Source organism: Cereibacter sphaeroides 2.4.1 (assembly GCF_000012905.2).
Classification (GTDB): Bacteria; Pseudomonadota; Alphaproteobacteria; order Rhodobacterales; family Rhodobacteraceae; genus Cereibacter_A; species Cereibacter_A sphaeroides.
In genome coordinates this window covers 2,742,292-2,767,175 of the sequence record NC_007493.2, presented here as the reverse complement: position 1 = coordinate 2,767,175, position 24,884 = coordinate 2,742,292, and the positions used below count along the sequence as shown (strand labels likewise).

At 69.5% G+C, this 24,884-nt stretch carries 24 protein-coding genes; 10 read left to right on the top strand and 14 right to left on the bottom strand.

Features of this window, described 5'->3' with window-relative positions:
• Nucleotides 1-66 precede the first annotated feature (66 nt).
• Entirely contained in the window at nt 67-1,068 is a 1,002-nt protein-coding gene (gene ubiA, locus RSP_RS13415) for a 4-hydroxybenzoate octaprenyltransferase (protein WP_011338654.1), read from the bottom strand.
• Nucleotides 1,069-1,079: 11 nt separating this feature from the next.
• Between ubiA and RSP_RS13410 the strand changes: the two genes are divergently transcribed.
• From RSP_RS13410 to RSP_RS13400, 3 genes are read left to right on the top strand one after another with little or no spacing between them, the layout of a single operon-like run.
• Nucleotides 1,080-1,853 (top strand): 16S rRNA (uracil(1498)-N(3))-methyltransferase, encoded by a 774-nt coding sequence (locus tag RSP_RS13410; protein WP_011338653.1) that lies wholly within the window; start codon nt 1,080-1,082, stop codon nt 1,851-1,853.
• Nucleotides 1,850-2,416, top strand: a complete 567-nt coding sequence (locus tag RSP_RS13405) for a hypothetical protein (RefSeq protein WP_011338652.1) — start codon at nt 1,850-1,852, stop codon at nt 2,414-2,416. The genes RSP_RS13410 and RSP_RS13405 overlap by 4 nt, the downstream gene beginning before the upstream one ends.
• A gap of 52 nt (nt 2,417-2,468) precedes the next feature.
• The gene (locus tag RSP_RS13400) at nt 2,469-3,833 is read left to right on the top strand and encodes a glutamate--cysteine ligase (RefSeq protein ID WP_011338651.1); all 1,365 of its coding nucleotides are present in this window, start codon (nt 2,469-2,471) and stop codon (nt 3,831-3,833) included.
• A 103-nt stretch (nt 3,834-3,936) separates the two neighbouring features.
• Here RSP_RS13400 and plsY read toward each other — a convergent pair whose 3' ends face one another.
• The 3 genes from plsY to RSP_RS13385 form a co-directional block, all read right to left on the bottom strand.
• Nucleotides 3,937-4,542, bottom strand: a complete 606-nt coding sequence (plsY, locus tag RSP_RS13395; protein WP_009563048.1) for a glycerol-3-phosphate 1-O-acyltransferase PlsY — start codon at nt 4,540-4,542, stop codon at nt 3,937-3,939.
• Nucleotides 4,543-4,762: 220 nt separating this feature from the next.
• Nucleotides 4,763-6,040: a dihydroorotase gene (pyrC, locus tag RSP_RS13390; RefSeq protein WP_011338650.1), complete on the bottom strand. Its 1,278-nt coding sequence runs from the start codon at nt 6,038-6,040 to the stop codon at nt 4,763-4,765.
• Nucleotides 6,037-6,999 (bottom strand): aspartate carbamoyltransferase catalytic subunit, encoded by a 963-nt coding sequence (locus RSP_RS13385; RefSeq protein ID WP_002721320.1) that lies wholly within the window; start codon nt 6,997-6,999, stop codon nt 6,037-6,039. Before RSP_RS13385 ends, pyrC begins: the two co-directional genes overlap by 4 nt.
• Before the next feature lie 116 nt (nt 7,000-7,115).
• Between RSP_RS13385 and RSP_RS13380 the strand changes: the two genes are divergently transcribed.
• Nucleotides 7,116-7,898, top strand: a complete 783-nt coding sequence (locus tag RSP_RS13380; protein ID WP_011338649.1) for a uracil-DNA glycosylase — start codon at nt 7,116-7,118, stop codon at nt 7,896-7,898.
• A 176-nt stretch (nt 7,899-8,074) separates the two neighbouring features.
• Here RSP_RS13380 and RSP_RS13375 read toward each other — a convergent pair whose 3' ends face one another.
• On the bottom strand, nt 8,075-8,872 hold the full coding sequence (locus tag RSP_RS13375; RefSeq protein ID WP_009563045.1) for a protein-disulfide reductase DsbD domain-containing protein: 798 nt from the start codon (nt 8,870-8,872) through the stop codon (nt 8,075-8,077).
• 138 nt (nt 8,873-9,010) lie between these two features.
• On the opposite strand from RSP_RS13375, the gene RSP_RS13370 reads away from it, so the two are divergent.
• Nucleotides 9,011-9,565, top strand: coding sequence for a YqgE/AlgH family protein (locus tag RSP_RS13370; protein WP_011338648.1), 555 nt, complete (start codon nt 9,011-9,013; stop codon nt 9,563-9,565).
• 52 nt (nt 9,566-9,617) lie between these two features.
• Here the strand turns inward: RSP_RS13370 and nhaD are convergent, their stop codons facing one another.
• The 8 genes from nhaD to RSP_RS13330 form a co-directional block, all read right to left on the bottom strand.
• Nucleotides 9,618-10,916 (bottom strand): sodium:proton antiporter NhaD, encoded by a 1,299-nt coding sequence (nhaD, locus tag RSP_RS13365; protein ID WP_002721316.1) that lies wholly within the window; start codon nt 10,914-10,916, stop codon nt 9,618-9,620.
• A gap of 133 nt (nt 10,917-11,049) precedes the next feature.
• On the bottom strand, nt 11,050-11,436 hold the full coding sequence (locus tag RSP_RS13360) for a Na+/H+ antiporter subunit G (RefSeq protein WP_002721315.1): 387 nt from the start codon (nt 11,434-11,436) through the stop codon (nt 11,050-11,052).
• A gap of 5 nt (nt 11,437-11,441) precedes the next feature.
• Nucleotides 11,442-11,711 (bottom strand): K+/H+ antiporter subunit F, encoded by a 270-nt coding sequence (locus RSP_RS13355; protein ID WP_002721312.1) that lies wholly within the window; start codon nt 11,709-11,711, stop codon nt 11,442-11,444.
• A complete protein-coding gene (locus tag RSP_RS13350) occupies nt 11,708-12,199 on the bottom strand; it encodes a Na+/H+ antiporter subunit E (protein WP_002721310.1) in 492 nt (163 codons plus the stop codon). The genes RSP_RS13355 and RSP_RS13350 overlap by 4 nt, the downstream gene beginning before the upstream one ends.
• A complete protein-coding gene (locus RSP_RS13345) occupies nt 12,196-13,707 on the bottom strand; it encodes a monovalent cation/H+ antiporter subunit D (protein WP_011338647.1) in 1,512 nt (503 codons plus the stop codon). The genes RSP_RS13350 and RSP_RS13345 overlap by 4 nt, the downstream gene beginning before the upstream one ends.
• Nucleotides 13,704-14,039, bottom strand: a complete 336-nt coding sequence (locus RSP_RS13340; protein WP_002721306.1) for a Na+/H+ antiporter subunit C — start codon at nt 14,037-14,039, stop codon at nt 13,704-13,706. Before RSP_RS13340 ends, RSP_RS13345 begins: the two co-directional genes overlap by 4 nt.
• On the bottom strand, nt 14,039-16,888 hold the full coding sequence (locus RSP_RS13335; protein WP_011338646.1) for a monovalent cation/H+ antiporter subunit A: 2,850 nt from the start codon (nt 16,886-16,888) through the stop codon (nt 14,039-14,041). The genes RSP_RS13340 and RSP_RS13335 overlap by 1 nt, the downstream gene beginning before the upstream one ends.
• A 124-nt stretch (nt 16,889-17,012) precedes the next feature.
• Nucleotides 17,013-18,236, bottom strand: coding sequence for an ROK family transcriptional regulator (locus RSP_RS13330; RefSeq protein ID WP_011338645.1), 1,224 nt, complete (start codon nt 18,234-18,236; stop codon nt 17,013-17,015).
• Between the two features lie 197 nt (nt 18,237-18,433).
• On the opposite strand from RSP_RS13330, the gene RSP_RS13325 reads away from it, so the two are divergent.
• The 4 genes from RSP_RS13325 (at nt 18,434) to RSP_RS13310 (ending at nt 22,091) form a co-directional block, all read left to right on the top strand.
• The gene (locus tag RSP_RS13325; protein WP_011338644.1) at nt 18,434-19,456 is read left to right on the top strand and encodes a sugar ABC transporter substrate-binding protein; all 1,023 of its coding nucleotides are present in this window, start codon (nt 18,434-18,436) and stop codon (nt 19,454-19,456) included.
• Nucleotides 19,457-19,630: 174 nt separating this feature from the next.
• Nucleotides 19,631-20,722 (top strand): ABC transporter permease, encoded by a 1,092-nt coding sequence (locus RSP_RS13320; RefSeq protein WP_009563035.1) that lies wholly within the window; start codon nt 19,631-19,633, stop codon nt 20,720-20,722.
• The gene (locus RSP_RS13315) at nt 20,722-21,498 is read left to right on the top strand and encodes an ATP-binding cassette domain-containing protein (RefSeq protein ID WP_011338643.1); all 777 of its coding nucleotides are present in this window, start codon (nt 20,722-20,724) and stop codon (nt 21,496-21,498) included. Before RSP_RS13320 ends, RSP_RS13315 begins: the two co-directional genes overlap by 1 nt.
• Nucleotides 21,495-22,091 (top strand): nucleoside/nucleotide kinase family protein, encoded by a 597-nt coding sequence (locus RSP_RS13310; RefSeq protein ID WP_011338642.1) that lies wholly within the window; start codon nt 21,495-21,497, stop codon nt 22,089-22,091. Before RSP_RS13315 ends, RSP_RS13310 begins: the two co-directional genes overlap by 4 nt.
• Here RSP_RS13310 and RSP_RS13305 read toward each other — a convergent pair.
• Nucleotides 22,088-23,044: a DMT family transporter gene (locus RSP_RS13305; protein WP_011338641.1), complete on the bottom strand. Its 957-nt coding sequence runs from the start codon at nt 23,042-23,044 to the stop codon at nt 22,088-22,090. The two genes, RSP_RS13310 and RSP_RS13305, sit on opposite strands and share 4 nt — an antisense overlap.
• Nucleotides 23,045-23,178: 134 nt before the next feature.
• Here RSP_RS13305 and ade point away from each other — a divergent pair, with 134 nt between their 5' ends.
• Nucleotides 23,179-24,876, top strand: coding sequence for an adenine deaminase (gene ade, locus RSP_RS13300; RefSeq protein ID WP_011338640.1), 1,698 nt, complete (start codon nt 23,179-23,181; stop codon nt 24,874-24,876).
• Nucleotides 24,877-24,884 lie beyond the last annotated feature (8 nt).

Here is a 24,884-nt window from a genome sequence, read left to right as displayed (position 1 = left end):
GCGGATTCTCCCGTCGAAAGGTCGTCGGTCGTCCCGTGCTTTAGGCTCTGCGCCCCGCCCCTTCAATCAAAGGAGCGCGGCTGTGGCGAGAAACAGCGCAGGGATCAGGCCCGCGTCCCGGTTCGAGCGGAAGAGGCGCAGGCAGCGCGCGGTGTCCTCGGTGTCGAGCCGGGCGATCTGCCAGGTCATGTGGGCGCCGAAGCCCCAGACGCCCGCGAGCGCGATCAAGAGCTGGAGGATCGAGCCCTGCGGCAGCACGGTCAGCAGCACCGCGAGCGTCATCAGGAGGGTCGCCGCCATCATGAAGGCCACGAGCCACTTGCCCGTATGCTGCCCGAAGAGCCGCGCGGTCGAGCGCACCCCGATCAGCGCATCGTCCTCCTTGTCCTGATGGGCGTAGATCGTGTCGTAGAACAGGGTCCAGGCGATCCCCGAGGCATAGAGCGCCACAGGTGCCCAGCCGAGGCTGCCGGTGTGGGCGGCCCAGAGCAGCAGCGCCCCCCAGTTGAAGGCGAGCCCGAGGAAGGCCTGCGGCCACCAGGTGAAGCGCTTGGCGAAGGGATAGATGCAGACGAGGGCGAGCGAGGCCACGCCCAGCAGGATCGCGGTGCCGTTGAAGCTGAAGAGGATGAGCGAGGCGACCAGCGCCTGCACCACCATCCAGACCGCCGCGGCCTTCGCGCTGACCTGCCCCGAGGGGATCGGGCGCGAGCGGGTGCGCGCCACCGCGGCATCGAACTCGCGGTCGGTGATGTCGTTCCAGGTGCAGCCCGCCCCGCGCATGAGGAAGGCGCCGACCGAGCTGCCGATCACGAGCCAGAGGTCGAGCGGCCGGTATCCCCCGGGATCGGCCAGCGCCGCCAGCGCCACCGCCCAGAAGCAGGGGATCAGCAGAAGCCATGTCCCGATCGGCCGGTCGGCGCGCGACAGGCGCAGATAGGGCCGCGTGGCGGCGGGCGCGAGCCGGTCGACCCAGTTACCGGGCGGGGCATCGGCCACCGTACCCTGCGTCGTCCCGGCCGCCGGTCCCCCGGCGGGAGCCTCTGGCGCTTGGCGCGGCTGCTGCATAAGGTGCCCCCATGTCGGATGCGAAAGTCAGGCTTTATGTAGAGCAGCCCCTCGGACCCGGGCAACCCGTTCCTCTGACGCAGGATCAGGCCCATTACCTGTTCGGGGTCATGCGGCTCGCGCGGGGGGCGGCGGTGTCCCTCTTCAACGGCCGGGATGGCGAGTGGCGGGCCGAGGTGGCCGAGGCGGGCAAGCGGGGCGGCACGCTCCTCTGCAAGGATCAGACTGCGCCGCTCCGCCTGCCGCCCGACCTCTGGCTCCTGTTCGCACCGATCAAGAAGGCGCGCACCGATTTCATCGTCGAGAAGGCGGCCGAGATGGGCGCGGCGCGGATCCTGCCGGTGCAGACCCGCTTCACCAATTCCGAGCGGATCCGGCAGGACCGGCTGCAGGCCCACGCCGTCGAGGCGGCGGAGCAGTGCGGCGGCACCTTCGTGCCCGAGGTGGCCGATCTGACGAACCTCGAGCGGCTCCTGGCCGACTGGCCGGCCGACCGGCGGATCATGTGGTGCGACGAGAGCCTCGTGGGTGCGCGGGCGGGGCTACTCGAGGCCGCGGGCGGCTTTGAGGCGCGCGGCTTCGAGGAGGGGCCGAAGCGGCCGTCGCCCGGGCCCTGGGCCATCCTGATCGGGCCCGAGGGCGGCTTCTCGGAGGAAGAGCAGGCGCGCCTGCGCCGGATGGAGCAGGTGGTGCCCGTGAGCCTCGGCCCGCGCATCCTGCGCGCGGACACGGCGGCGGTGGCAGCGCTGACGCTCTGGCAGTCGGTGCTCGGAGACTGGCGGTGAGCTTTCTGCGGCCGAAGGTGCAGGGGCTCCTCCTCCGCTGGCGCGAACCTGCCGCGGCGGCGGCGGCGATGGCCGGGGCGCTCTGGCTCGCCTCGCTGGGCGGGTGGTTCTTCGTGCCGCTGGGCGGGCTCGCCTTCGCCGTGGCCGCGGGCTGGGCCGTGATCGCGCTCCGCCGGGTGCGCTTTGGCCAGAGCGGCGGGGCGGCGGGCCTCGTCGAACTCGACGAGGGCCAGATCGGCTATCTCGGCCCCGACTGGGGCGGCTATGTCGCCCTCGACGATCTCGAGGAACTGCGCCTCGTCCTTGTCCGGGGAGAGCGGCACTGGCGGCTGCGCCAATCGGACGGGCAGGTGCTGTCCATTCCCGTCGGCGCAGAGGGGGCTCACCGCCTGTTCGACGCCTTCGCAGCGCTGCCCGGCCTCGACACGAGCCGCCTGCTCGCGGCCCTGTCCGGCCCCGCGGAGGCCCCGGCGCCGGGCGGCAATGTCATCAGCCTTTCGTCGCAAGCCCCGACGGCAGGGCAGCTGATCTGGCGGAGGCCCTCGCGCGCGGTCTTGACTTGACTGCGACGACACGACAGGTCTTGCCTCCCGAACAAGCGATCGGAGCGCGTGCATGTCCATTCCCCAGTCCGGCGGCGGGCCGATCGAGAGTTACGAGCAGTTGGCGGCCTATATGGAAGCGGGCTGCAAGCCGGCCCAGGACTGGCGCATCGGCACCGAGCACGAGAAGTTCGGCTATCTGACCGCCGACCTGAAGCCGCTGCCCTACGAGGGTGCGGCTTCGGTGCGCGCCATCCTCGAAGGTCTGCGCGACCGGTTCGGCTGGGAGCCGGTCATGGAGCGGGACGCGATCATCGGCCTTCAGCGCGACGGTGCCAATGTCTCGCTCGAACCGGGGGGGCAGCTGGAGCTGTCGGGCGCGCCGCTCCTGTCGGTGCATGAGACCAGGGCAGAACTCGAGAGCCACCTGCGCGAGGTGGCCGAGGTGGCGGACCCGATGGGCGTGCGCTTCATGGGCGTGGGCGCGGCCCCGATCTGGAGCCACGAGGAGATGCCGGTGATGCCAAAGGGGCGCTACCGGCTGATGACCGACTATATGGGGCGCGTGGGCACCCACGGCACCCAGATGATGTATCGCACCTGCACCGTGCAGGTGAATCTCGACTATGGCTCGGAAGCCGACATGGTGAAGAAGCTGCGCGTCGCGCTGGCGCTGCAGCCGGTCGCCACCGCGCTCTTCGCCTCGTCGCCCTTCTTCGACGGCCGGGTGAACGGCCACAAGAGCTGGCGCTCGCGCATCTGGCGCAGCTTAGACGCCTCGCGGACGGGCATGCTGCCCTTCGCCTTCGAGGAGGGGATGGGCTTCCAGCGCTATGTGGACTGGGTGCTCGATGTGCCGATGTATTTCGTCTACCGCGACGGGCAGTATATCGACGCGCTGGGCCAGTCGTTCCGCGACTTCCTGAAGGGCGAGCTGCCGGCGCTGCCGGGCGAGAAGCCCACGCTGTCGGACTGGGCCGACCACATGACCACGGTCTTCCCCGAGGCGCGGGTGAAGAAATACATCGAGATGCGCGGAGCCGACGCCGGCCCGCTGTCGCATCTGGTGGCGCTGCCCGCCTTCTGGGTCGGGCTCATGTATGACGGCGCGGCCCTCGATGCCGCCTGGGATCTCGCCCGGGACTGGAGCGCGGAGACGCGCGAGGGGCTGCGCGTGGCGGCCTCGGTCGACGGGCTGCAGGGCGAGGCGGGGGGCGTGCGGCTCCTCGACGTGGCGCGCGAGGCCGTGGCAATCGCCGCTGCCGGGCTCCGCGCCCGGGCGCTGGCGGGCGAGGGCTTTGCCGACGAGGCGGGCCATCTCGAGGTGCTGGCCGAGAGCGTGACCTCGGGCCGGGCGGTGGCGGATCTGCTGCTCGAGCGGTTCCACGGCCCCTGGGAGGGCGACCTGCGCCGGATCTATCCCGAGATGAGCTACTGAGCGGGGCCGCCCCGTCCCGGCGCGCGGACCGGGCCGGAGGGGCCGGCTCGGGGGGCATCGAGCCCCCGCTCGCCGGCGCTGCCGCGGACGAGCCCTCGAAGGGTTACTTCTTCCCGATCCGCGGCTCGGTGCCGGCGAGGATCCGGCGGATGTTCGCATGGTGGCGGATGAAGATCAGCACCGCGAGCACCGCCCCCAGCGCCGCCATCTGGCCGTAGCCCAGAAGGATCATCCAGAGGACACCGCTCGCCGCAGCCACGAGGGCCGAGAGCGAGGAGATCCGGCCCAGGGCCGCGGTCGCGAGCCAGGTGAGGCAGCAGGCGAGCCCCACGGGCCATGCGAGTGCCAGCAGCGTGCCGAGGAAGGTCGCGACCCCCTTGCCGCCGCGGAAGCCGAGCCAGACCGGGAAAAGGTGCCCCAGAAACGAGGTGAAGGCCGCAAGCTGCGCCGCATCCTCGCCCACGGCCGCGCGCGCGATCAGCACGGCGATGGCGCCCTTGCCCGAATCGAGGAGCAGCGTGGCCAGCGCCGCGGGCTTGTTGCCCGTCCGGAGCACGTTGGTCGCGCCGATATTGCCCGAGCCGATCTTGCGCAGGTCGCCCAGCCCCAGCGCGCGGGTGATGACGATGCCGAACGGGATCGAGCCGAGCAGATAGCCCAGCACTCCCGTCAGGATCAGCGCCCAAAGGCCGCTTTCGATGGCCGGCATGTCACTCTCTCCCGCTCTGCTGGTCCCGGGCGCCGGGACGGTCTGCTCTAGTCTGGTCCGGCCGAGGCCCCGGCGCGAAGAGGGCGTGCCGCCGCAGGCCTGGGTCACGAAAGTGGCCTGCAATCGCAGGCCGGGGTCGCAAGGATGGCCTGCCGCTGCGGCCGGGCCCCGAGGATGGCCTGCCGTTCGCGAAGCGTGAATGACAGGCCCGGGCGAGGACTCATTCACCCGCGGCGTAGACCCGTCGGCCGCCGACATAGGTGGCGAGCACCCGCCCCTCCATCCGCTGGCCGTCGAAGGGCGTGTTCTTCGATTTCGAGCGCAGGGTGAAGCGGTCGAGCACGAAGGGCGCGTCGGGATCGAAGAGCACGAGATCGGCCGGCGCCCCATCGGAGAGCCGCCCCTGCGGCAGGCCGAGCCGCTTCGCCGGGTTGATCGCCATGGCCCGGAACAGCTGCGGCAGGGTCAGGCGGCCCGCATGATAGAGCCGGAGGGCCGCGGGCAGGAAGGTCTCGAGCGCGACGGCGCCCCAGGCAGCTTCCTCGAAGGGCAGGCGCTTCGATTCCTCGTCCTGCGGCGTGTGCATCGAGGAGATGATGTCGATCAGCCCCGACCCCACCGCCTCGACCATCGCCAGCCGGTCCTCTTCCGAGCGCAGCGGCGGCTTCAGCTTGAAGAAGGTGCGGTAATCGCCGACGTCGAACTCGTTCAGCGTCAGGTGGTGGATGCCCACGCCCGCCGTCACGTCGAGCCCGTTGGCCTTGGCCCGTTCCAGCGCGGGCAGGGTGCGGGCGGTGGTGACCTGATCGGCGTGGTAGCGCACCCCCGACATCTCGACCAGCGCCATGTCGCGGTCGAAGCCCATGCGCTCGGCCATCGGATGGACGGCCGGGATGCCGCGCAGGCTCGCGAACTTGCCATTGGTGGCGGAGGCGCCGGCCGAGAGGCCCGGATCCTGCGGATGGCCGATCACGAGGGCGCCGAGGCTGCGGGCATAGGTCATGCAGCGGGCGGCGACCTTGGTGGTCTCGATCACATGGTCGCAGTCGGAGAAGGCCACGGCGCCGGTGTCGAGCAGGAAGCCGAGCTCCACCATCTCGCGCCCCTCGCGGCCTCTGGTCAGCGCCGCCATGTGGCGGATGCGGACCGGGCTCGCCTCGGCGGCGCGGCGGGTGACGAATTCCAGCACCTCGGGCGTGTCGATGGCGGGCATCGTGTCGGGGCGGGCGATGATCGTGGTGACGCCGCCCGCGGCGGCGGCGAGGCCCGCCGAGCGGAAGCTCTCGCGGTGGCGCTCGCCGGGCTCGCCCACCTTCACGCCGAGATCGACGATGCCGGGGGCGAGGCACTTGCCGCCGCAGTCGATGACCTCGGCGCCGGGCGGCGGCTCGAGCGCGCCCACGGCGGCGATGAGGCCGCCCTCGATCAGCAGGTCGCCCTCGGTCTCGGTGCCGCCCTCGGGGTCGATCAGCCGGGCGTTGGTGAGAAGCAGGCTCATGCCATCACCCCCACGGCCGCACGGCCCCGCTCGGCACGCAAGTTCCGCGCCAGAAGATCCATGCAGGCCATGCGCACCGCCACCCCCATCTCGACCTGATCCTGGATCACCGAGCGGTTGATGTCGTCGGCGAGCGTGCCGTCGATCTCGACCCCGCGGTTCATCGGGCCCGGATGCATGACGATCGCATCCTCCTTGGCGAAGGCGAGCTTCTCGGCGTCGAGACCGAACCGGTGGTAGTATTCGCGCTCGGAAGGGATGAAGGCCCCGTCCATCCGCTCTTTCTGGAGGCGCAGCATCATCACCACATCGGCGCCTTCGAGGCCCTTCTTCATGTCGTCGTACAGCTCGCAGCCGAACTCGCCCACCCCCGGCGGCATCAGCGTGGGCGGCGCGATCAGGCGCACGCGGTTCTCCATCTTGCCGAGCAGGATCAGGTTCGAGCGCGCGACCCGGCTGTGGGCGATGTCGCCGCAGATGGCGACGGTCAGGCGCTGGATGCGGCCCTTGGCGCGGCGGATGGTGAGCGCATCGAGGAGCGCCTGCGTCGGATGTTCGTGCCGTCCGTCGCCCGCGTTGAGGACGGCGCAATTCACCTTGGAGGCCAGGAGGTTGACGGCGCCGGAGGCCGGGTGGCGCACCACGAGGAGATCGGGGTGCATCGCGTTCAGCGTCATGGCGGTGTCGAGGAGCGTCTCGCCCTTCTTCACCGAGCTCTGCGCCACCGCCATGTTCATCACATCCGCGCCGAGCCGCTTGCCCGCAAGCTCGAAGCTCGACTGGGTGCGGGTGGAATTCTCGAAGAACATGTTGATCTGGGTCATCCCCGCCAGCGCGTCCGACTGCTTCATCGTGCGGCGGTTGAGGTCCACATAACTGTCGGCGAGGTCGAGGACGGAGCGGATCTCGTCGGGGGCCAGATGCTCGATGCCGAGCAGGTGGCGGGCGCGGAAGGTCATGGGCAACTCCCTCGAGGACCGGGCTGCGGCGCTTATAGGAAGGCGGGCCCCGCGGGGCAAGGCGGTTGCCGGGAGACGGGCCGCGGCCTAGGGTCGGCGCGCGAGTCGGAGGGGCGATGGACGGGCTGGACTGGAACGCGGCGCTGGCGGCGCTGGCCTGGCAGGTGGATCTCGGCGCGACCGAGGCGATCCTCGATGCGCCGGTGAACCGTTACGAGCTGGGCGACGCGCAACCGGTGCCGAAGGCTGCCGCCGCCGCGGTGGCGGCGACGGCCGCGCCCGATCCGGTCGCGGCGGCCGATCCGGTGGAGGAGGCGCGGCGCGCGGCCGCGGCCGCGCCCACCCTCGAGGCGCTGCGGGAGGCGATGGCGGCCTACGACCACTGCGATCTGAAGCGGGGCGCGCGGAACACGGTCTTCTCGGACGGCCATCCGGCGGCGCGGCTCATGCTGATCGGCGAGGCGCCGGGGCGCGAGGAGGATGCGGCGGGCCGGCCCTTCGTGGGCCGGGCGGGGCAGCTTCTCGACCGGATGTTCGCGGCGATCGGCCTCTCCCGCACGAGCCCGGATGCCGAGACCGCGCTCTATATCACCAATGTGATGCCCTGGCGGCCGCCGCAGAATCGCGATCCTTCGGCGGAGGAGGTGGCGATGATGACGCCCTTCCTCGCACGGCATGTGGAGCTGGCCGCGCCCGACCTGATCGTGGTGACGGGCAACACGGCCTGCGCGGCGCTGCTGGGGCGGACGGGAATCACCCGGCTCCGCGGTCGCTGGGCCGAGGCCTGGGGCCGGCCGGTGATGCCGATGTGCCACCCGGCCTATCTGTTGCGCAATCCCGAGGCCAAGCGCGAGGCTTGGGCGGATCTTCTGGAGGTGAAGGCGCGGCTCACGCGCTGAGGCGGGCGGGGGCCGGGCGCGCGGAAGTTCGTGCGGGGGAGCCGACTTCGGCGCGGCTGGGCTCGGCGCGGCTGGGCTGCGGACAGCGAGGCGGCGGGGCAGTGTGGGACGGGGAGGACGCCGCGTCGGGGGCATCGAGCCCCCGCCCCGGCGGCCGCAGTCGCGGCGGTCCCGCCTCAGGGTGCCGGGCAGCCCCGGATCTCGACCGCGCGGCGGTCGCCCAGAACGGTGAGCGTGACCGCCGAGCGGTCGAGAGCGAAGGGCACGCCGTCCGGCCCGACCATGTCTGACACGGCGACGAGTCGGGCTCCCTGCCGGGACGTGACCGCCTCGGAGGTCCAGATCGCCGGCGTTCCGGGCTCCATCACCACCACCTCGGCGCCGCCGGTCGCGGGCAGGTCGAGCTCGGCCGTGAGCCGCAGCCCGTCGTCGATCGGGTCCACCCGGCAGGCCACCCGGCCCACGCCTGCCTCGCGGCCGGTTTCGGGGCGCGAGCGGAGCGCGGCCGAGATGATCGGATCGGGCGCGCCCACGGGCCCCAGCTCGCCGTCGAGCTCGAATTCCGCGGGTACGCAGATGTCGCGGCAGACGCCCAGATCGACCCGCGCCCTGAGGCGGACGGGCTCTCGCGCGTCGCGGGTCTCGACCTCGAAGGGCAGCACCACCTCGTCGCGGTACCCGATGGTCTGCATCCCGTTCAGGCTGAAGACATGCGGCACGGGCCAGTGCATCCGCACGCCCGACACGTTCCTGGAGCCGCTCCAGTCGAACTCGGGCGGGATGCCGGCCTCGCCGGGGCTGCGCCAGTAGGTCTTCCAGCCGGGCGCGAGTTTCAGCCGGAGGGCGGCGATATGCCGGCCGCCCTCGCGCCAGCCGGGCAGGAGTTCGGCCTTGAGGATCTGGTCGGGCGGAGTCGCGGCGGCCGGCAGAGCAGCCAGGGCCAGACACGAGGCGAGGAACAATCGGATCAGCATGGACGCACAATTCCGCAGCAGGGGGCGGTTGGAAAGTCACAACTGCGCCAACCCGCCCGCGCCTCGCGCGACTGTGGCGGCGTCCCCCCCTTGAGCCGGTGCCTGCGCCGCCCCATAGTCGGGGAAAGGGAGGCGCGCATGGATCTCTCAGGAAGCCTGCTCATCGCCATGCCCAGCATGGCGGATCCGCGATTCGAACGCAGCCTCGTGCTGATCTGCGCTCATTCGCCCGACGGCGCGATGGGGCTTGTCGTCAACAAGCCGGTGGAGGACCTCAGCTTCGCCGGCATGCTCGAGCAGTTGAACATCCCGCGTGCGCCGAACGGCCGCGACATCCGGGTGCATCTTGGCGGTCCGATGGAGAGGGGGCGGGGATTCGTGCTCCATTCGCCCGATTACATGAGTGTGGGGGCCACGATGCTGGTCTCGGGCAAGTTCGGCATGACCGCCACCGTCGACATTCTCGAAGCGCTGGCGCGGGGGCAGGGGCCCAGCTCGGCGCTGATGGCGCTGGGCTATTCCGGCTGGGGGCCGGGGCAGCTCGAGGCGGAGGTGCAGCGCAACGACTGGCTGACGGCCGAGGCGCCCTCCGAACTCGTCTTCTCGGACGATGATCCCGGCAAATGGACCGGGATGCTGCGCCATATGGGGATCGACCCGCTGACGCTCTCGTCGACCGCAGGCCACGCCTGACCGGCCACCGCGGCGGAACGGGAAGGCCGCGCCCGAAGGCGCGGCCCGCACCTCAGAAATGGTGCGCGTTGATGACGAGATGCGCGCCGATCGAGGCGAAATAGCCGAGCGCGATGGCCCAGGTCCATTTCAGGTGCGCCATGAAGGTGTAGGCGCCCTTGGCCTGCCCCATGAGCGCGACGCCGGCCGCCGACCCGATCGCGAGCATCGAGCCCCCCACGCCGCAGGTGAGGGTGATGAGCAGCCATTCGCCGTGCGACATGGCAGGGTCCATCGTCAGCACCGCGAACATCAGCGGGATGTTGTCGACGATGGCCGAGAGGGCGCCGATGATGATGTTGGCGGCAGTCGGTCCGAGGTCGGTGTAGAGCAGCTCGGAGGCGAGCGTGAGGTAGCCCAGAACGCCGAGCCCGCCCACGGCGAAGATGATGCCGAAGAAGAACAGCAGCGTATCCCACTCGACCCGCTGGATCTGGTGGAAACTGTCGAGCACCATGTCGTCGTCGCGCCAGCGCGTGCCCTTCTGCTTGAGGACATAGGACCAGAGCTGGAGATAGCCGAGGCCCAGCATCATGCCGAGGGCCGGCGGCAGATTGAGGAAGTTCTTGAAGCTGACGGCGGTCACGATGGTGGCGGCGAAGAGGATCGCCACGCCGAGCGCGCCGGGCTTGGCGCGGATCGTTTCGGCCTGCGCGTCCGGAGTGCCCTTCGGCACGGCGAAGAACAGGATCGCGGCAGGCACCGCCCAGTTCACCAGCGAGGGGATCAGGATGGCGAAGAACTCGAAGAAGTCGAGCCTGCCCTTCTGCCAGACCATCAGGGTGGTGATGTCGCCGAAGGGGGTGAAGGCGCCGCCCGCATTGGCCGCCACGACGATCGAGATGCAGCCGATGGTGACGAAGCGCGGCGAGTGCGAGCCGAGCGCCATGACCACCGTGCCCATCACGAGGGCCGTCGTCAGGTTGTCGAGGATGCCGGACAGGAAGAACGACAGCGCGCCCGTGAGGAGGAACAGGCTGCGGTAGCTGAGCCCCATGCTCACGAGTTTCGCCCGCAGCACCTCGAAGCCGCGCCGCTCCTCGAGCGTGTTCACATAGGTGATGGCGACGAGCAGAAACAGGAACAGCTCGCCATATTCCTCGATGATGTGGGCGGAGAGTTCGTAGGTCTCCTCGCCGCGGCCGGCGATCGCGTAGGCCAGCCCGATCAGCAACCAGATCAGGCCCGCAGCCAGCATCACCGGCTTGCTTTTCCGCAGGTGCGTGGCCTCTTCGAACACCACGAGGATGTAGGCAGCCACGAATATGACGAGGGAGAGAATCCCCGCCCAGTGAGACGTCAGATCGAGCATTGGAGGGCGCACCTTTCCGCGGAGCAAAGCTCCTGCTCCAGAAGCATGCGGCCCGCCGCCGGTCAAGCGACGTTAAGTAGCGTCGCGGGGCCACGCTCCGTTTGCAGGCGGCCCGGGAAGCGTCGCGGGAAGGTCAGTCTCCGGGCAGCTTCGGCTCGGGGCCCTTGAAAGTCGGATCGAACGTGGCCCAGTCGCGCTTCGTGCCGGTGTCGGGCAGCTTCTCGCGCGGGATGCTCTGGTGCATGTGGATCTTGCCGAGGAAGAGGGCGGTGATCGGCGCGGTGATGAAGAGGAAGGCGGCGACCAGAAGCTCCTGCCAGGTGAGCGTGTCCTGATAGTGGTAGAGGTCGATCACCGAAGCGATCAGCGCCGCACCCACCCCCACCGTGGTGGCCTTGGTCGGCGCATGGAGCCGCTGCACCGCATCGCGCAGCCGCAGGAGGCCGAAGCTGCCGATCAGGCCGAAGGTGCCGGCGATGACGAGCAGGGCGGAAATCAGGATCTCGAGGGCCATGTCCATGAGTATCACTCGATGATGTTGCCGCGCAGGACGAACTTCGCGTAGGCCACCGTCGAGACGAAGCCCGTCATCGCGAAGAGCAGCGCGGCCTCGAAGGTCATCGTCCCGCCGCCGCGGATGCCGTAGAGCACGATCAGCGCGATCATGTTGATGACCATCGTATCGAGCGCAAGGATCCGGTCGGCGATGGTCGGCCCCTGCAGGAGCCGCACGAGGTTGAACAGGAGCGCCACGCCGAAGCAGCCGAGCGCGTAGGTCAGGGCGAGTGCGATCATGCGAAGATCCTCTTGAGGCGGGCTTCGTAGCGGGTCTTGATCTCCTCGCGCACCGCATCGGGGTCGGGCGCGTGCAGGCAGTGCACGAGCAGCACCCGCCCGCAGGCCGAGACGTCGGTCACGACCGTGCCGGGCGTGAGGGTGATCGTGCCCGCCAGCATCGAGATCGCCTCGGGCGAGGTGAGCTCGATCGGAACGGCGATCCAGGCCGAGCGGATCTTCTCGGTCGGATAGAACAGCACGATCTTGGCGACCGTGAGGTTGGCCTTGATGATATCCCAGATCACCAGACCCACATAGGCCGCGAGGCGCAGCGGGCTCTTGAGCTGGGTCTGTCCCGGCCAGTAGGGCGCCACGAGCAGCGGGATGGCGATGCCGAGCAGCACGGCGAAGACGAGGCTGCCCAGAGCCAGCTTGTTGACGAGTAGCATCCAGACGAAGATCAGCGTGACCGTGAGCCACGGATGGGGAAAGAGCCTGCGGATCATTGCGGCTGCTCCGTGAGGCGGTTCGCGGCGATGTAGGGCGTGCGTTCGGCCAGTTCCGTGGCCACCGAGCCGAGCGCGCCCGACACCGGGCCCGCCGCGAGCGTCAGGGCCACGAGAGCAGCCACGAGGCCGCCAACCGCGGCGAAGGACAGCACATCGGGCTCGTGCGGATCGGCCTCCATCAGCGTTTCATGCGACTTCCAGAACAGGAGGCTGCCCGCCCGCGCAAAGCCCACGATCATCAGGAGCGAGGTGACGAGCACGGTGGCCCAGACCGCCACCATGTTCGGGCCGCGCAGCGCGTCGAGGATCTGGAGCTTGCCGAGGAAGCCCGACAGCGGCGGCATCCCCGCCAGCGCGATGGCGCCCAGGAAGAAGAGCGAGGCGATCAGCCCCTCCTGCGCGATGGGCGGACGGCGCTGGATCAGGTCTTCGCTGCCGCGCCGGGCCAGCACGAGATCGGCCACGAGGAACAGGACCGCCGTCGCCAGCGTCGAATGCAGGAGGTAGAACAGCGCCGCGGCGGTCGTCTCGGGCGAGAAGCCCGAGATCGCGGTGAAGAGCGTGCCCATCGAGGCGATGGCGCCGAAGGCCACGAGCCGCCCGAGGCTCGCCGCGCCCAGAACGCCCACAGCGCCAAGCGCGAGCGTCACCAGCGCCGCGGGCAAGAGGAGCTCGGAGAAGAAGGCGCCGGTGGCGGGCGTCTCGGGCGGGAATATCAGGCTGAAGACCCGGATCACCGCATAGGCGCCCACCTTGGTCATGACGGCGAAGAGCGCGGCCACCGGCCCCGGGGCCGAGGCATAGGTGCCGGGCAGCCAGAACTGGAACGGCACCAGCGCGCCCTTGATCGCGAAGACGACCAGCAGCAGCACGCCCGCGACGCGAAGGATGGCGGCCTCGCCCTCGGGCAGGGCGGCGATCCGCTCGGCCAGATCGGCCATGTTGAGGGTGCCCGCCACCGAGTAGATCGTGGCCAGCGCGAAGAGGAAGAGGGTCGAGCCCACGAGGTTGTAGGCCACATACTGCACGCCCGAGCGCAGCCGCGCCCGGCCGCCGCCGTGGATCATGAGCCCGTAGCTCGCGATCAGCAGAACCTCGAAGAAGACGAAGAGGTTGAAGGCGTCGCCCGTCAGGAAGGCGCCGCAGATCCCCATGAGCTGGAACTGGAAGAGCGCGTGGAAATGCTGGCCGCGCCGGTCCCAGCCGCTGCCGATCGCGTAGAGCTGCACCATCAGCGCGAGAAAGGCGGTGAGCGCCACCATCATCGCCGCCAGCCGGTCGAGGACCAGCACGATGCCGAAGGGCGCGGGCCAGTTGCCGAGGAAATAGGCCTCGGGCGGATTGGTGGCGGCGGTGGCCAGAAGCACGCCCGCCACGCCGCAGAGCGCGACGGTCGCGGCCAGCGAGAAGACCCGTTGCAGCACGAGATCGTGGCGCATGAGCAGCACGATCAGGGGCGCGATCACGGCCGGCAGGACGACGGGGGCAATGATCCAGTGGTTCATTGGCCGGCCTCGTCGTCGCTGTCCATCCGGTCGGTGCCGGCCTCGAGGAAGGCGCCGAGCGCCACCATCACGATCACCGCGGTCATGCCGAAGGAGATCACGATGGCCGTCAGCACGAGCGCCTGGGTCAACGGGTCGGTGTAGGCCTCAGCGGTCTTGGACAGAACCGGCGGCAGACCGACCGCGAGACGGCCAGAGGCGAAGATGAAGACGTTCACGGCATAGCTCAGCAGGGCCAGCCCCACGATCACGGGGAAGGTCCGCATCCGCAGGATCAGGTAGATCCCGGCGGCGGTCAGGGTGCCCACGGCGGAAGCGACGAGGATCTCCATCAGCGGTCTCCGAAGCCGTCGCGCGGCAGGTCGATGTCATAGGGCGACGAGGAAACCTCCTCGCCGGCGCGGACGGCGATCCGCGAGATCGAGGCCAGCGCCAGCAGAACCGCACCCAGCACGGCGAGGAAGACGCCGGTGTCGAAGATCATCGCGGTGGCCAGTTCGAACTCCTCGAGCGGGGGCAGGTGGACGTAGCCGTAGTCCGAGGTCAGGAACGGCCGTCCCGCGAACCAGGCGCCGACCCCGGCCGCGCCGGCGATGAGCACGCCCATCGCGATCAGCGCGTGATATTCGAACCGCTTGCGCGCGGCCGTCCAGCCGAAGCCCGAGGCCATGTATTGCATGAGCGCGGCGATGGCCACCACGAGGCCCGCGATGAAGCCGCCGCCCGGCATGTTGTGGCCGCGCAGGAAGATGTAGATCCCCACGACGATCGCCACCGGCAGCATCATCCGCGTGGCCACCACGAGCATCAGCGGATGGCGGTCGCCCGCCTGCCGATGCTCCTGCGCCCAGGAGAGGAGGCGGCTGTTGGCCGGGCCGGGCCGCAGGATCGTCTCGGTGACGGCGAAGATCACGAGGGCCGCGATGCCCAGCACCGTGATCTCGCCGAACGTGTCGTAGCCGCGGAAGTCGACGAGGATCACGTTGACGACATTGGTGCCGCCGCCGCCCGTCTTGGCATTCGCGAGGTGATAGTCCGCGATGGTGGGGAAGGCGAAGTCCCGCGTCATCATCATGTAGATGAGGCAGCCGACGCCAAGGCCCGCGCCTGCCGACAGGATCCCGTCGCGGAACCGCCGCGAGGCCGAGCTCTCCATCGGCGTCCGTTTGGGCAGGAAGTTCAGCGCGAGCAGCAGAAGCATCACCGTCGCCACCTCGACGAGGATCTGCGTCAGGGCGAGGTCGGGGGCCGAGAGATAGGCGAACCCCATCGAGACGACGAGGCCCACCACGCCCAGCACCACCAGTGCCACCACGCGGTTGTGGTGGAAGAGGACCAGCGTCACGGTCGAAACGATCAGGAGAAGCCAGCCCGCGGCAGGCACCACCTCGACGGGGGTCGGGGCCCGCGTCCCGGCGGAGTGGCCGCCCGAGAAGAAGGCATAGAGACCCACGGCAAGGATCGCGAAGGTGGCGATGGCGAAATAGCGGCTGAGCGCCCCGTCATGCAGCCCCGTGGAGAGACGCCGCGCGAAGGCTGCGAGCGGCTCCACCACACCGTCGAACAGGCGCTTGGCCTCGGGGCGCGGGGTGGCGAGCCACGCGCGCATCAGCGGCGCGTGGAGGCCGAGGAGCACGAGGCCGCCGCCGATGGCCGCGACCGACATCCAGAGCGCGGGGGTCAGCCCGTGCCAGTGGTAGATATGGGCATGGACCGCCTCGCCCGTGGTGGCGCCCGCCGCCGCATCCACCAGCCAGGCCGCCATCGGCATCGGCGCAAGGCCGATGGCCACGACGAGCGCCGCGAGAAAGGCGGGGGCCGCCCACATGCCGAAGCCCGGATCGTGCGGGCGGTGGGGATAGTCGTCGCGCACCGGCCCGAGGAAGGTGTGGGCCACGAAGCGCAGCGAATAGGCCACCGAGAAGAGCGCGCCCAGCGTGGCGAAGACCGGCATCAGCCAGGCCTGGCCGGACCAGACGGTGTGGGCGGCCTCCTCGAGCATCATCTCCTTCGAGAGGAACCCGTTCAGCGGCGGGATGCCCGCCATCGACAGCGCCGCGACGGTGCCGATGGTGAAGGTGATGGGCATCAGCTTGCGCAGGCCGCCGAGCCGCTTCAGGTCGCGCGTGTGGGCCTCGTGGTCGACGATGCCCGCGGTCATGAAGAGCGCGGCCTTGAAGGTCGCGTGATTGATGATGTGGAAGATGGCGGCAATGGCGGCGGACTTGGTGCCGAAGCCCAGAAGCATCGTGATGAGGCCGAGATGCGAGACGGTCGAGAAGGCGAGGAGCGCCTTCAGATCGTCCTTGAAGAGTGCGATCTTGGCGGCCACGACCATCGTCACGAGGCCGGTGGTGGCGACGAGATAGAACCACTCCGGCGTGCCGGCCAGCGCGGGCCACATTCGCGCCATGAGGAAGAGCCCCGCCTTCACCATCGTGGCCGAATGCAGATAGGCCGAGACCGGCGTGGGCGCGGCCATGGCGTGCGGCAGCCAGAAATGGAACGGGAACTGCGCCGACTTGGTGAAACAGCCGATCAGGATCAGCACCAGCGCCGGCAGATACCACTCCGACGCATGGATCGCGTCCCGCGCCTGAAGGATCACCGTCAGATCGTAGCTGCCCGCGATCTGGCCGAGGATCAGCATCCCCGCGATCATCGAGAGGCCGCCCATGCCGGTGACGGTCAGCGCCATCCGCGCCCCCTGACGGCCCGCGGGCAGGTGCTTCCAGTAGCCGATGAGCAGGAAGGACGACAGCGAGGTCAGCTCCCAGAAGACGAGGAGCAGAAGGATATTGTCCGACAGGACGATCCCCACCATCGCGCCCTGGAACAGCATGAGATAGCTGTAGAACTGCCCCATCGAATCCTGCCGCGAGAGGTAGAAGCGCGCGTAGAGGATGATGAGCAGGCCGATCCCGAGGATCAGCCCGGCGAACAGCAGTCCGAGCCCGTCGAGAAAGAAATTCGCGTTGAGACCGAGGCCGGGCATCCAGTCGATGCGCGTCTGCACGATCTCGCCCCGGAGCACGGCGGGGGCATGGAGCCCCAGCATCAGAAGCGCGAGGGCGGTGACGCTGCCTGTGACGACGGCGCAGGCGGTGCGCCCGGATCGGATCATCAGGCCCGGAAGCAGGGCCCCGAGAAACGGGAGAGCGGCAATCAGAGCCAGAGACATGCCGCCGGCGCCTCCTTTCCGGGTGCGAAAGGTCGTGAGGTCATGAATTTCTTTCACGTTCAGCGAGATTTTGGCCAAACTGGTGCTCTGACCTTCACAAGTCAAGCGTCGCAGGCGCGAAAAGCTAGCTCTCCTGCCCGGCGCCCATCGCCTCGACGAGGTAGCGTTGCGACAGGGGGATCGCAGCCGCCCCGAGGGCACGGGCCTGAGCACCGACGGTGCCCTCCCGGATCAGCGGCGGCTCGATGCCGGACAGGTCGAGCCGGTGCAGCGCCGCATGGGTGCGCCGCACGATGTCGGCCCGGATCGCGGGCGGCATCCAGCCGTCGATCACCACCGTCTCCATCTCGACCAGCGCGGCGGCCGAGAGGATGGCCGAGGCGAGGCCTGCTGCCGCTCCTTCGAGCCACTCCTCGAGGATCGGGCCGCTCACCTCCCAGCGCCCGGGATCCTCCCAGAGCGCGGCCGAGGGCTCGCCCGCTTGCTCCAACGCCTCGGCGAGGACGGACATCGAGGCCACGTTCAGAAGCCTCCGCATCTGGCCGTCGCGGCCCGGCACCGGCATGGGGCCCACGCCCGCCGCATTGCCCGTCCGCCCCGCGAAGAGGTGCCCGTTGAGGACGAGGCCGCCGCCGATGAAATAGGCGAAGTAGAAGTAGAGGAAGTCCTTGGGCCGCGCGCCGCTGCCGAAGACGAGTTCCGCCCCGCAGGCGGCCGTTGCATCGTTGCGGACATGGACGGGCAGGCCGGTCAGGGCGGCGAGCTCGCTCTGGATGTCGCGGGTGCGCCAGGCGTCCATCTCGGCCTGCGGCGCGCCCACATAGCTGACCCAGTTCCAGAGCTGGAACGGCATGGCGATGCCGAGGCCCCCCACACGCGTGCGGCTTTCGGGCGACAGGCTCTCCATCAGCCGGGGCAGGGTCTCGGCGGTGAAGGCCACCACCGCATCGGGCGTGGGGTAGGGATAGAGCCTCCGGCGCGAGGCGACGGGCCGGCCGAGAAAGTCGATCAGCACCAGCTCGGCCGAGCGGCGGCCGATCTTGAGGCCGAGGAAATAGGCGCCCTCCGGCGCGAGCGACATCGGCACCGACGGCTGGCCGATCCGCCCGCGGATCGGTTCGCCCCGGCGCAGGAGGCCGTCGCGCTCCAGCTCGCGCATGATGACCGAGACGGTCTGTGCCGACAGCCCCGTCATCCGCGCGATGTCGGACTTGGCCAGCGCCCCCTCGCGGCGAACGAGCGACAGCACGAGGCGCTCGTTATGCGCGCGCATCCCGCTCTGGTTCGAGCCGCGCAGCCCGGGCTCGGCCCCGCCCGACCGTTCCGCCGTCTCCTGTCCCTGTCTCACCCCGCTCTCCCTGCCCGACGAGCGGGCCTCCCTTAGCCATTGGGGCGGCGAAGGGCCATCCTGTCAATACTAAATCACTTTGAATTATTTATTGACGCAAGATCGGGAATCGGCTTCCATGAAGGCGTCGCGGCGGGAGGACGCCAGCGCCACATGAACGGCGGGCGGAGAGAGGCCCGCTTCCGGGAGGAGACATCGTGACCCAATTCAAACTCGCCCTCATGGGGGGCGCGGCGGCGCTTGCCCTGTCGGCCCTGCCCGCCCTTGCGCAGGACATGACGGCCTGCCTGATCACCAAGACCGACACCAACCCCTTCTTCGTGAAGATGAAGGAAGGCGCCACCGCGAAGGCGGAGGAACTGGGGATCACGCTCAAGTCCTATGCGGGCCGCATCGACGGCGACAGCGAGAGCCAGGTGGCGGCCATCGAGACCTGCATCGCCGACGGGGCCAAGGGCATCCTCATCACCGCCTCGGACACGAAGGGCATCGTGCCCTCGGTGCAGAAGGCGCGCGACGCGGGCCTTCTCGTGATCGCGCTCGACACGCCGCTCGATCCGATCGATGCGGCCGACGGCACCTTCGCCACCGACAACTTCCTTGCGGGCGAGCTGATCGGCAAATGGGCCAAGGCGCGGATGGGCGATGCGGCCGGCGATGCGCGGATCGCGCTCCTGAACCTCGACGTGTCGCAGCCCTCGGTGGATGTGCTGCGCAATCAGGGGTTCCTACAGGGCTTCGGCGTCGAACTCGGCGACAAGACCCGCTGGGGCGACGAGGACGACCCGCGGATCGTGGGGCAGGAGGTGACGCAGGGCAACGAGGAGGGCGGCCGGCGCGCGATGGAGAGCCTGCTGGCGCAGGATCCGACCATCAACCTCGTCCATACGATCAATGAACCCGCGGCCGCGGGCGCCTACGAGGCGCTGAAATCCATCGGCCGCGAAGCGGATGTGCTGATCGTCTCGGTCGATGGCGGCTGCCCGGGCGTGCAGAACGTCAAGGACGGCGTCATCGGGGCCACCTCGCAGCAATATCCGCTGCAGATGGCGGCGCTGGGGGTCGAGGCCATCGCGGCCTTCGCCAAGGATGGCACCAAGCCCGCCACCAGCGAGGGCAAGGATTTCACCGATACCGGCGTGGCGCTGGTGACCGACCAGCCGGTCGAGGGCGTCGAGTCCATCGACAGCACCAAGGGCGCGGAGCTCTGCTGGGGGTGAGCGGCGCGCCCGGTCCGTCGGGCCGGGCGCACCCCCGGCCCGCCGGAGGATCCTGCGATGACGGAGCCCGCCCCTCGGGGTCCGTCACGGGCGGCACGCAGGGCGGTTTCGGACAGATCCATCCTGCGCCGCTTCGCGCGGCACGGAGAGCGCGGCAACGGGAGGTCTAGGAAGATGGCAACGGAAACCCACGGACCGCAGGGCTTCGAGGCTGCGCTGAACCGCAGCCCGGACGCCGTGGCCGAGTTCGAGCAGCGCAAGAGCTTCGTCCAGCAGGCACGGCATCTTCTGCACCAGACGCCCTCGCTGGTGCCGCTGATCGTTCTGGTCGTCTCGATCTCGATCTTCGGTGCGCTGCTGGGCCAGAAGTTCTTCTCGGCCTTCACCCTCACGCTCATCCTCCAGCAGGTGGCCATCGTGGGGATCGTGGGCGCGGCGCAGACGCTCGTCGTGCTGACGGCGGGGATCGACCTGTCGGTCGGCGCGATCATGGTGCTCTCCTCGGTCATCATGGGCCAGTTCACCTTCCGCTACGGGATCCCGGCGCCGCTCTCGGTGCTCTGCGGCCTTGCCGCGGGCGCAGGCATCGGGTTCGTGAACGGCACCCTCGTCGCGCGGATGAAGCTTCCGCCCTTCATCGTCACGCTGGGCATGTGGCAGATCGTGCTGGCCGCGAACTTCCTCTATTCCGCCAACGAGACGATCCGCTCGCAGGACATCTCGGCTCAGGCACCGATCCTGCAGTTCTTCGGCAACACCTTCCGGCTCGGCGCGGACGAGGCCGGGCGGGGCGGGGCGGTCTTCACCTATGGCGCGGTGCTCCTGATCCTTCTGGTGCTGGTCATCGCCTATGTGCTGCGCCAGACCGCCTGGGGCCGCCATGTCTATGCGGTGGGCGACGATCCCGATGCGGCCGAGCTTGCGGGCGTGCAGACCCGCAACGTGCTCGTCACCGTCTACACGCTGTCGGGCCTGATCTGCGCGCTGGCGGGCTGGGTGATGATCGGCCGTCTGGGCTCGGTCTCGCCCACGGCGGGCCAGTTCGCCAACATCGAATCGATCACGGCCGTGGTGATCGGCGGGATCAGCCTCTTCGGCGGCCGGGGATCGGTTCTGGGCATGCTCTTCGGCGCGCTGATCGTGGGGGTCTTCTCGCTGGGGCTGAAGCTCATGGGGACGGATCCGCAATGGACCTACCTGCTCATCGGCATCCTCATCATCGCGGCGGTCGCCGTGGACCAGTGGATCAGAAAGGCGGCTGCGTGATGGAACCGATCCTGAAGGCCCGGGGCCTCGTGAAACGCTACGGCCGCGTCACCGCCCTCGACCGCTGCGACTTCGACCTCTATCCGGGCGAGATCCTCGCGGTGATCGGCGACAATGGCGCCGGGAAATCCTCGCTCATCAAGGCGCTCTCGGGGGCGATCCGGGTGGACGAGGGCAGCATCGAGCTCGACGGCAGACCCATGCAGTTCGCCTCGCCGCTCGATGCGCGCGAGGCAGGGATCGAGACGGTCTATCAGAACCTCGCCCTGTCGCCCGCCCTGTCGATCGCGGACAACATGTTCCTCGGACGCGAGATCCGGAAGCCGGGCTTCATGGGCAAGTGGCTGCGCGCCCTCGACCGTCCTGCGATGGAGCAGAAGGCGCGCGAGAAGCTGACCGAGCTGGGCCTGATGACGATCCAGAACATCGGGCAGGCGGTCGAGACCCTTTCGGGCGGGCAGCGTCAGGGGGTGGCGGTCGCGCGGGCGGCGGCCTTCGGCTCCAAGGTCGTCATCATGGACGAGCCCACCGCGGCGCTGGGCGTGAAGGAGAGCCGCCGCGTTCTGGAGCTGATCCTCGACGTGAAGCGGCGGGGCTTGCCCATCGTGCTCATCAGCCACAACATGCCCCATGTGTTCGAGGTGGCAGACCGGGTGCATGTGCACCGGCTGGGGCGGAGGCTCTGCGTGATCGATCCCAAGCGTCATTCGATGTCCGATGCCGTGGCGCTGATGACGGGCGCCATGGCCCCCGAAAGCCTCAACGAGTTCGCATGACGCCCGAGACGCTGGCGCAGGAGATCCGGGCGGCGGCGGAGGGGCGGGGGCGGTTCATTGTGGCTCTCGCCGGTCCGCCCGGGGCGGGCAAGTCCACGCTGGGCGAGGCGCTGGTGGCAGGCCTCGGCCCCGGCGCCCGGCTGGTGCCGATGGACGGGTTCCATTTCGACGACCGCGTGCTGGCCCGGCGCGGCCTTTCCAACCGCAAGGGCGCGCCCGAGACCTTCGACATCTGGGGCTTCCTCGCCCTGATGGAGCGGCTCAGGGCAGGCGGCGAGGTCGCGATCCCGGTCTTCGACCGCAGCATGGAGCTCGCGCGCGCCGCGGCCGATGTGGTGACGGACCAGGACCGGATCCTCGTGGTCGAGGGCAACTACCTGCTTCTCGACGAAGAGCCCTGGCGGCGGTTGCGGGGCTTCTTCGATCTCACGCTCTTCCTCGACGTGCCGGAGGCCGAGCTCGAGCGGCGGCTTCTGGCGCGATGGGCGGCGCGGCCCGGCGGTGCCGAGTGGGTGGCCTCGAACGACATGCCCAACGTGCGCCGCGTGCTGCAGAGGTCGGCCCCCGCCGACCGCATCCTGCGCTGGCCCTAGCCTTGGGGCGACATGGCCTTGCGCTGCCGCGCCCGCTCGAGGCCCAGCCGGCGCTCGCGCCAGATGATGAGGATGCCCGCGGCCACCACGAGGCTCGCGCCGCCGAGCATGACCAGCGTCGGCACCTCGTCGAAGGCCAGATAGCCGATCAGCAGCGCGAAGATCATCGAGGCATATTCGAAGGGCGCGACCAGCGAAGCGTCGGCGAACCGGTAGGCCGAGGTCAGCAGGATCTGCGCGACACCGCCCAGAACGCCGGCCCCGATCAGCAGGGCCGCCTCGGCGGGCGTGGGCCAGACCCAGCCGAAGGGCAGCGTCACGAAGGACAGAAGCGTCGCCGTCAGCGAGAAATAGAAGACGATGGCCGAGGTGGCCTCGGTATGGACGAGCTTGCGGATGAACACCTGCGCGAGCCCGGCGAAGACCGCCCCGCCAACCACGAGCGCCGCGCCGAAGGCCTCGCGATGGCCCATCCCGCCCGACAGCACCGTGAGGCGGGGAGAGAGCACGATCAGCACGCCGACGAGCCCCAGGGCCACCGCCGAGATGCGGAAGGCGCGCACCTCTTCGCCGAGAAACATCGCGGCGAAGATCACGGTGAGAAGCGGCGCCGCATAGCCGAGGGTGGTGACCTCCGGCAGCGGCAGGTAGGCCAGCCCTGCAAAGCCGAGCCCCATGGCCATCGTGCCCACGACCCCGCGCCAGACATGGCCCATCGGATTGACTGCCTTGAGCCCCGTGCGCAGTTCGTGCCGCCAGGCCAGCCAGACGAAGATCACCGGCATGGCGAAGAACGAGCGGAAGAACACCGCCTCGCCCGCGGGAACCCGGTCTGACGTCGCCTTGATGAGCGCGGACATGACGATGAAGATGAGGACGGAGGCGACCTTGAGGCCGATGCCGCGCAGCGGGTGCATGGAAAATCTCTCGGTATGAGACCCGAGAAGGATCATCCCCCGCCGCCGTGTGCAAGAGCTAAACGTTCTCCGCAGGCCGTCCCGCCGCGGCCCGTGCGCGTCAGGAAAGGCCAATCCGCTGGACGCGCCCGCGGCCTTGGGTTTCTCTGAGGCGAGCGACAGGAGGATCCATGAGCCGCAGCCTTTCCGAATGTATCGATCAGGGGCGGGGCCTCGTTCCGGCCGATCTCGTCCTCAAGCATGGCCGCGTCTTCGATCTCGTGACGGGCGAGCTGGTGCAGACCGATGTGGCGATCTGCGGCGACCGGATCGTCGGCACCTTTGGCACCTACACGGGCCGGCGCGAGATCGACTGCCGGGGCCGGATCCTCGTGCCGGGCTTCATCGACACCCACCTTCATGTCGAAAGCTCGCTGGTCACGCCCTTCGAATTCGACCGGTGCGTGACGCCGCGCGGCATCACCACCGCGATCTGCGATCCGCATGAGATCGCCAATGTCTGCGGGCTCGAAGGTATCCGCTATTTCCTCGAAGCCTCGGCCCATCTGGTGATGGACCTGCGGGTACAGCTCTCGTCCTGCGTGCCCTCCACGCATATGGAGACGGCGGGCGCCGCGCTCGAGGCCAAGGATCTCGCGCCGCTGATGGATCATCCGCGGGTGATCGGGCTCGCCGAATTCATGAATTTCCCGGGTGTCCTGATGAAGGACCCGGGATGCATGGCCAAGCTCGAGGCCTTCCGCGGCCGCCACATCGACGGCCATGCGCCGCTGCTGCGGGGCAAGGATCTGAACGGCTATATCGCGGCCGGGATCCGCACCGAGCACGAGGCGACCACCGCCGAGGAGGCGCTCGAGAAGCTGCGAAAGGGGATGCGGGTGCTGATCCGCGAGGGGTCGGTGTCGAAGGACCTGCATGCGCTCGTCTCCATCCTGACCGAGCGCCATGCGCCCTACCTCTGCCTCTGCACGGACGACCGCAACCCGCTCGACATCGCCGAGCACGGGCACATCGACCACATGATCCGCACCGCGATCCGGCTGGGCGCCCCGCCGCTGGCCGTCTACCGCGCGGCAAGCCTGTCGGCGGCCGACGCTTTCGGGCTGAAGGACCGCGGCCTGATCGCGCCGGGCCGGCGGGCCGATATCGCGGTGCTCGATTCGCTCGAAGGCTGCCACGCGGCGCTGGTGCTGGCGGGGGGCGTCGTGGCCGACGATGCGGCCTTTTCCGCGCGATCAGACATCGAGCCGGTGGCGCGGGCCTCGGTGAAGGTGGCCGAGATCGCGCCCGAGGCCTTCCGCTGCCCCGGCAACCGGGCCGATACCCCGGTCATCGGCATCCTGCCCGGCAAGATCATCACCGAGCATCTGACGGCCGAGATCGAGCCCGTGGACGGAGACAAGCGGCCGGATCCCGTCCGCGATCTGGCGCGGATCGCGGTCATCGAGCGGCATGGCAAGACGGGCGGCCGCGCCACGGGCTTCGTGCGCGGCTTCGGCATGGCGCGCGGCGCGATCGCGTCGACCGTCTGCCACGACCACCACAATCTCGCGGTGGTGGGGATCGATTATGCCGACATGGCGCTGGCCGCGAACCGGCTGCGCGCACTCGAGGGCGGCTTCGCGGTGGCGGCCGGCGGCGAGATCCTTGCCGAGCTCGCGCTGCCGGTGGGCGGGCTGATGAGCCTTCGGCCCTTCGAGGAGGTGCGGGACGCCCTTGTGACGTTGCGAGAGGCCGCGCGCAGCCTCGGCGTGACGCTGGAGGAGCCCTTCCTGCAGCTCGCTTTCCTCGCGCTGCCGGTGATCCCGCATCTGAAGATCACCGACCGGGGCATGGTGGATGTGGACCGGTTCGAGATCCTGCCCTGAGGGCCCGG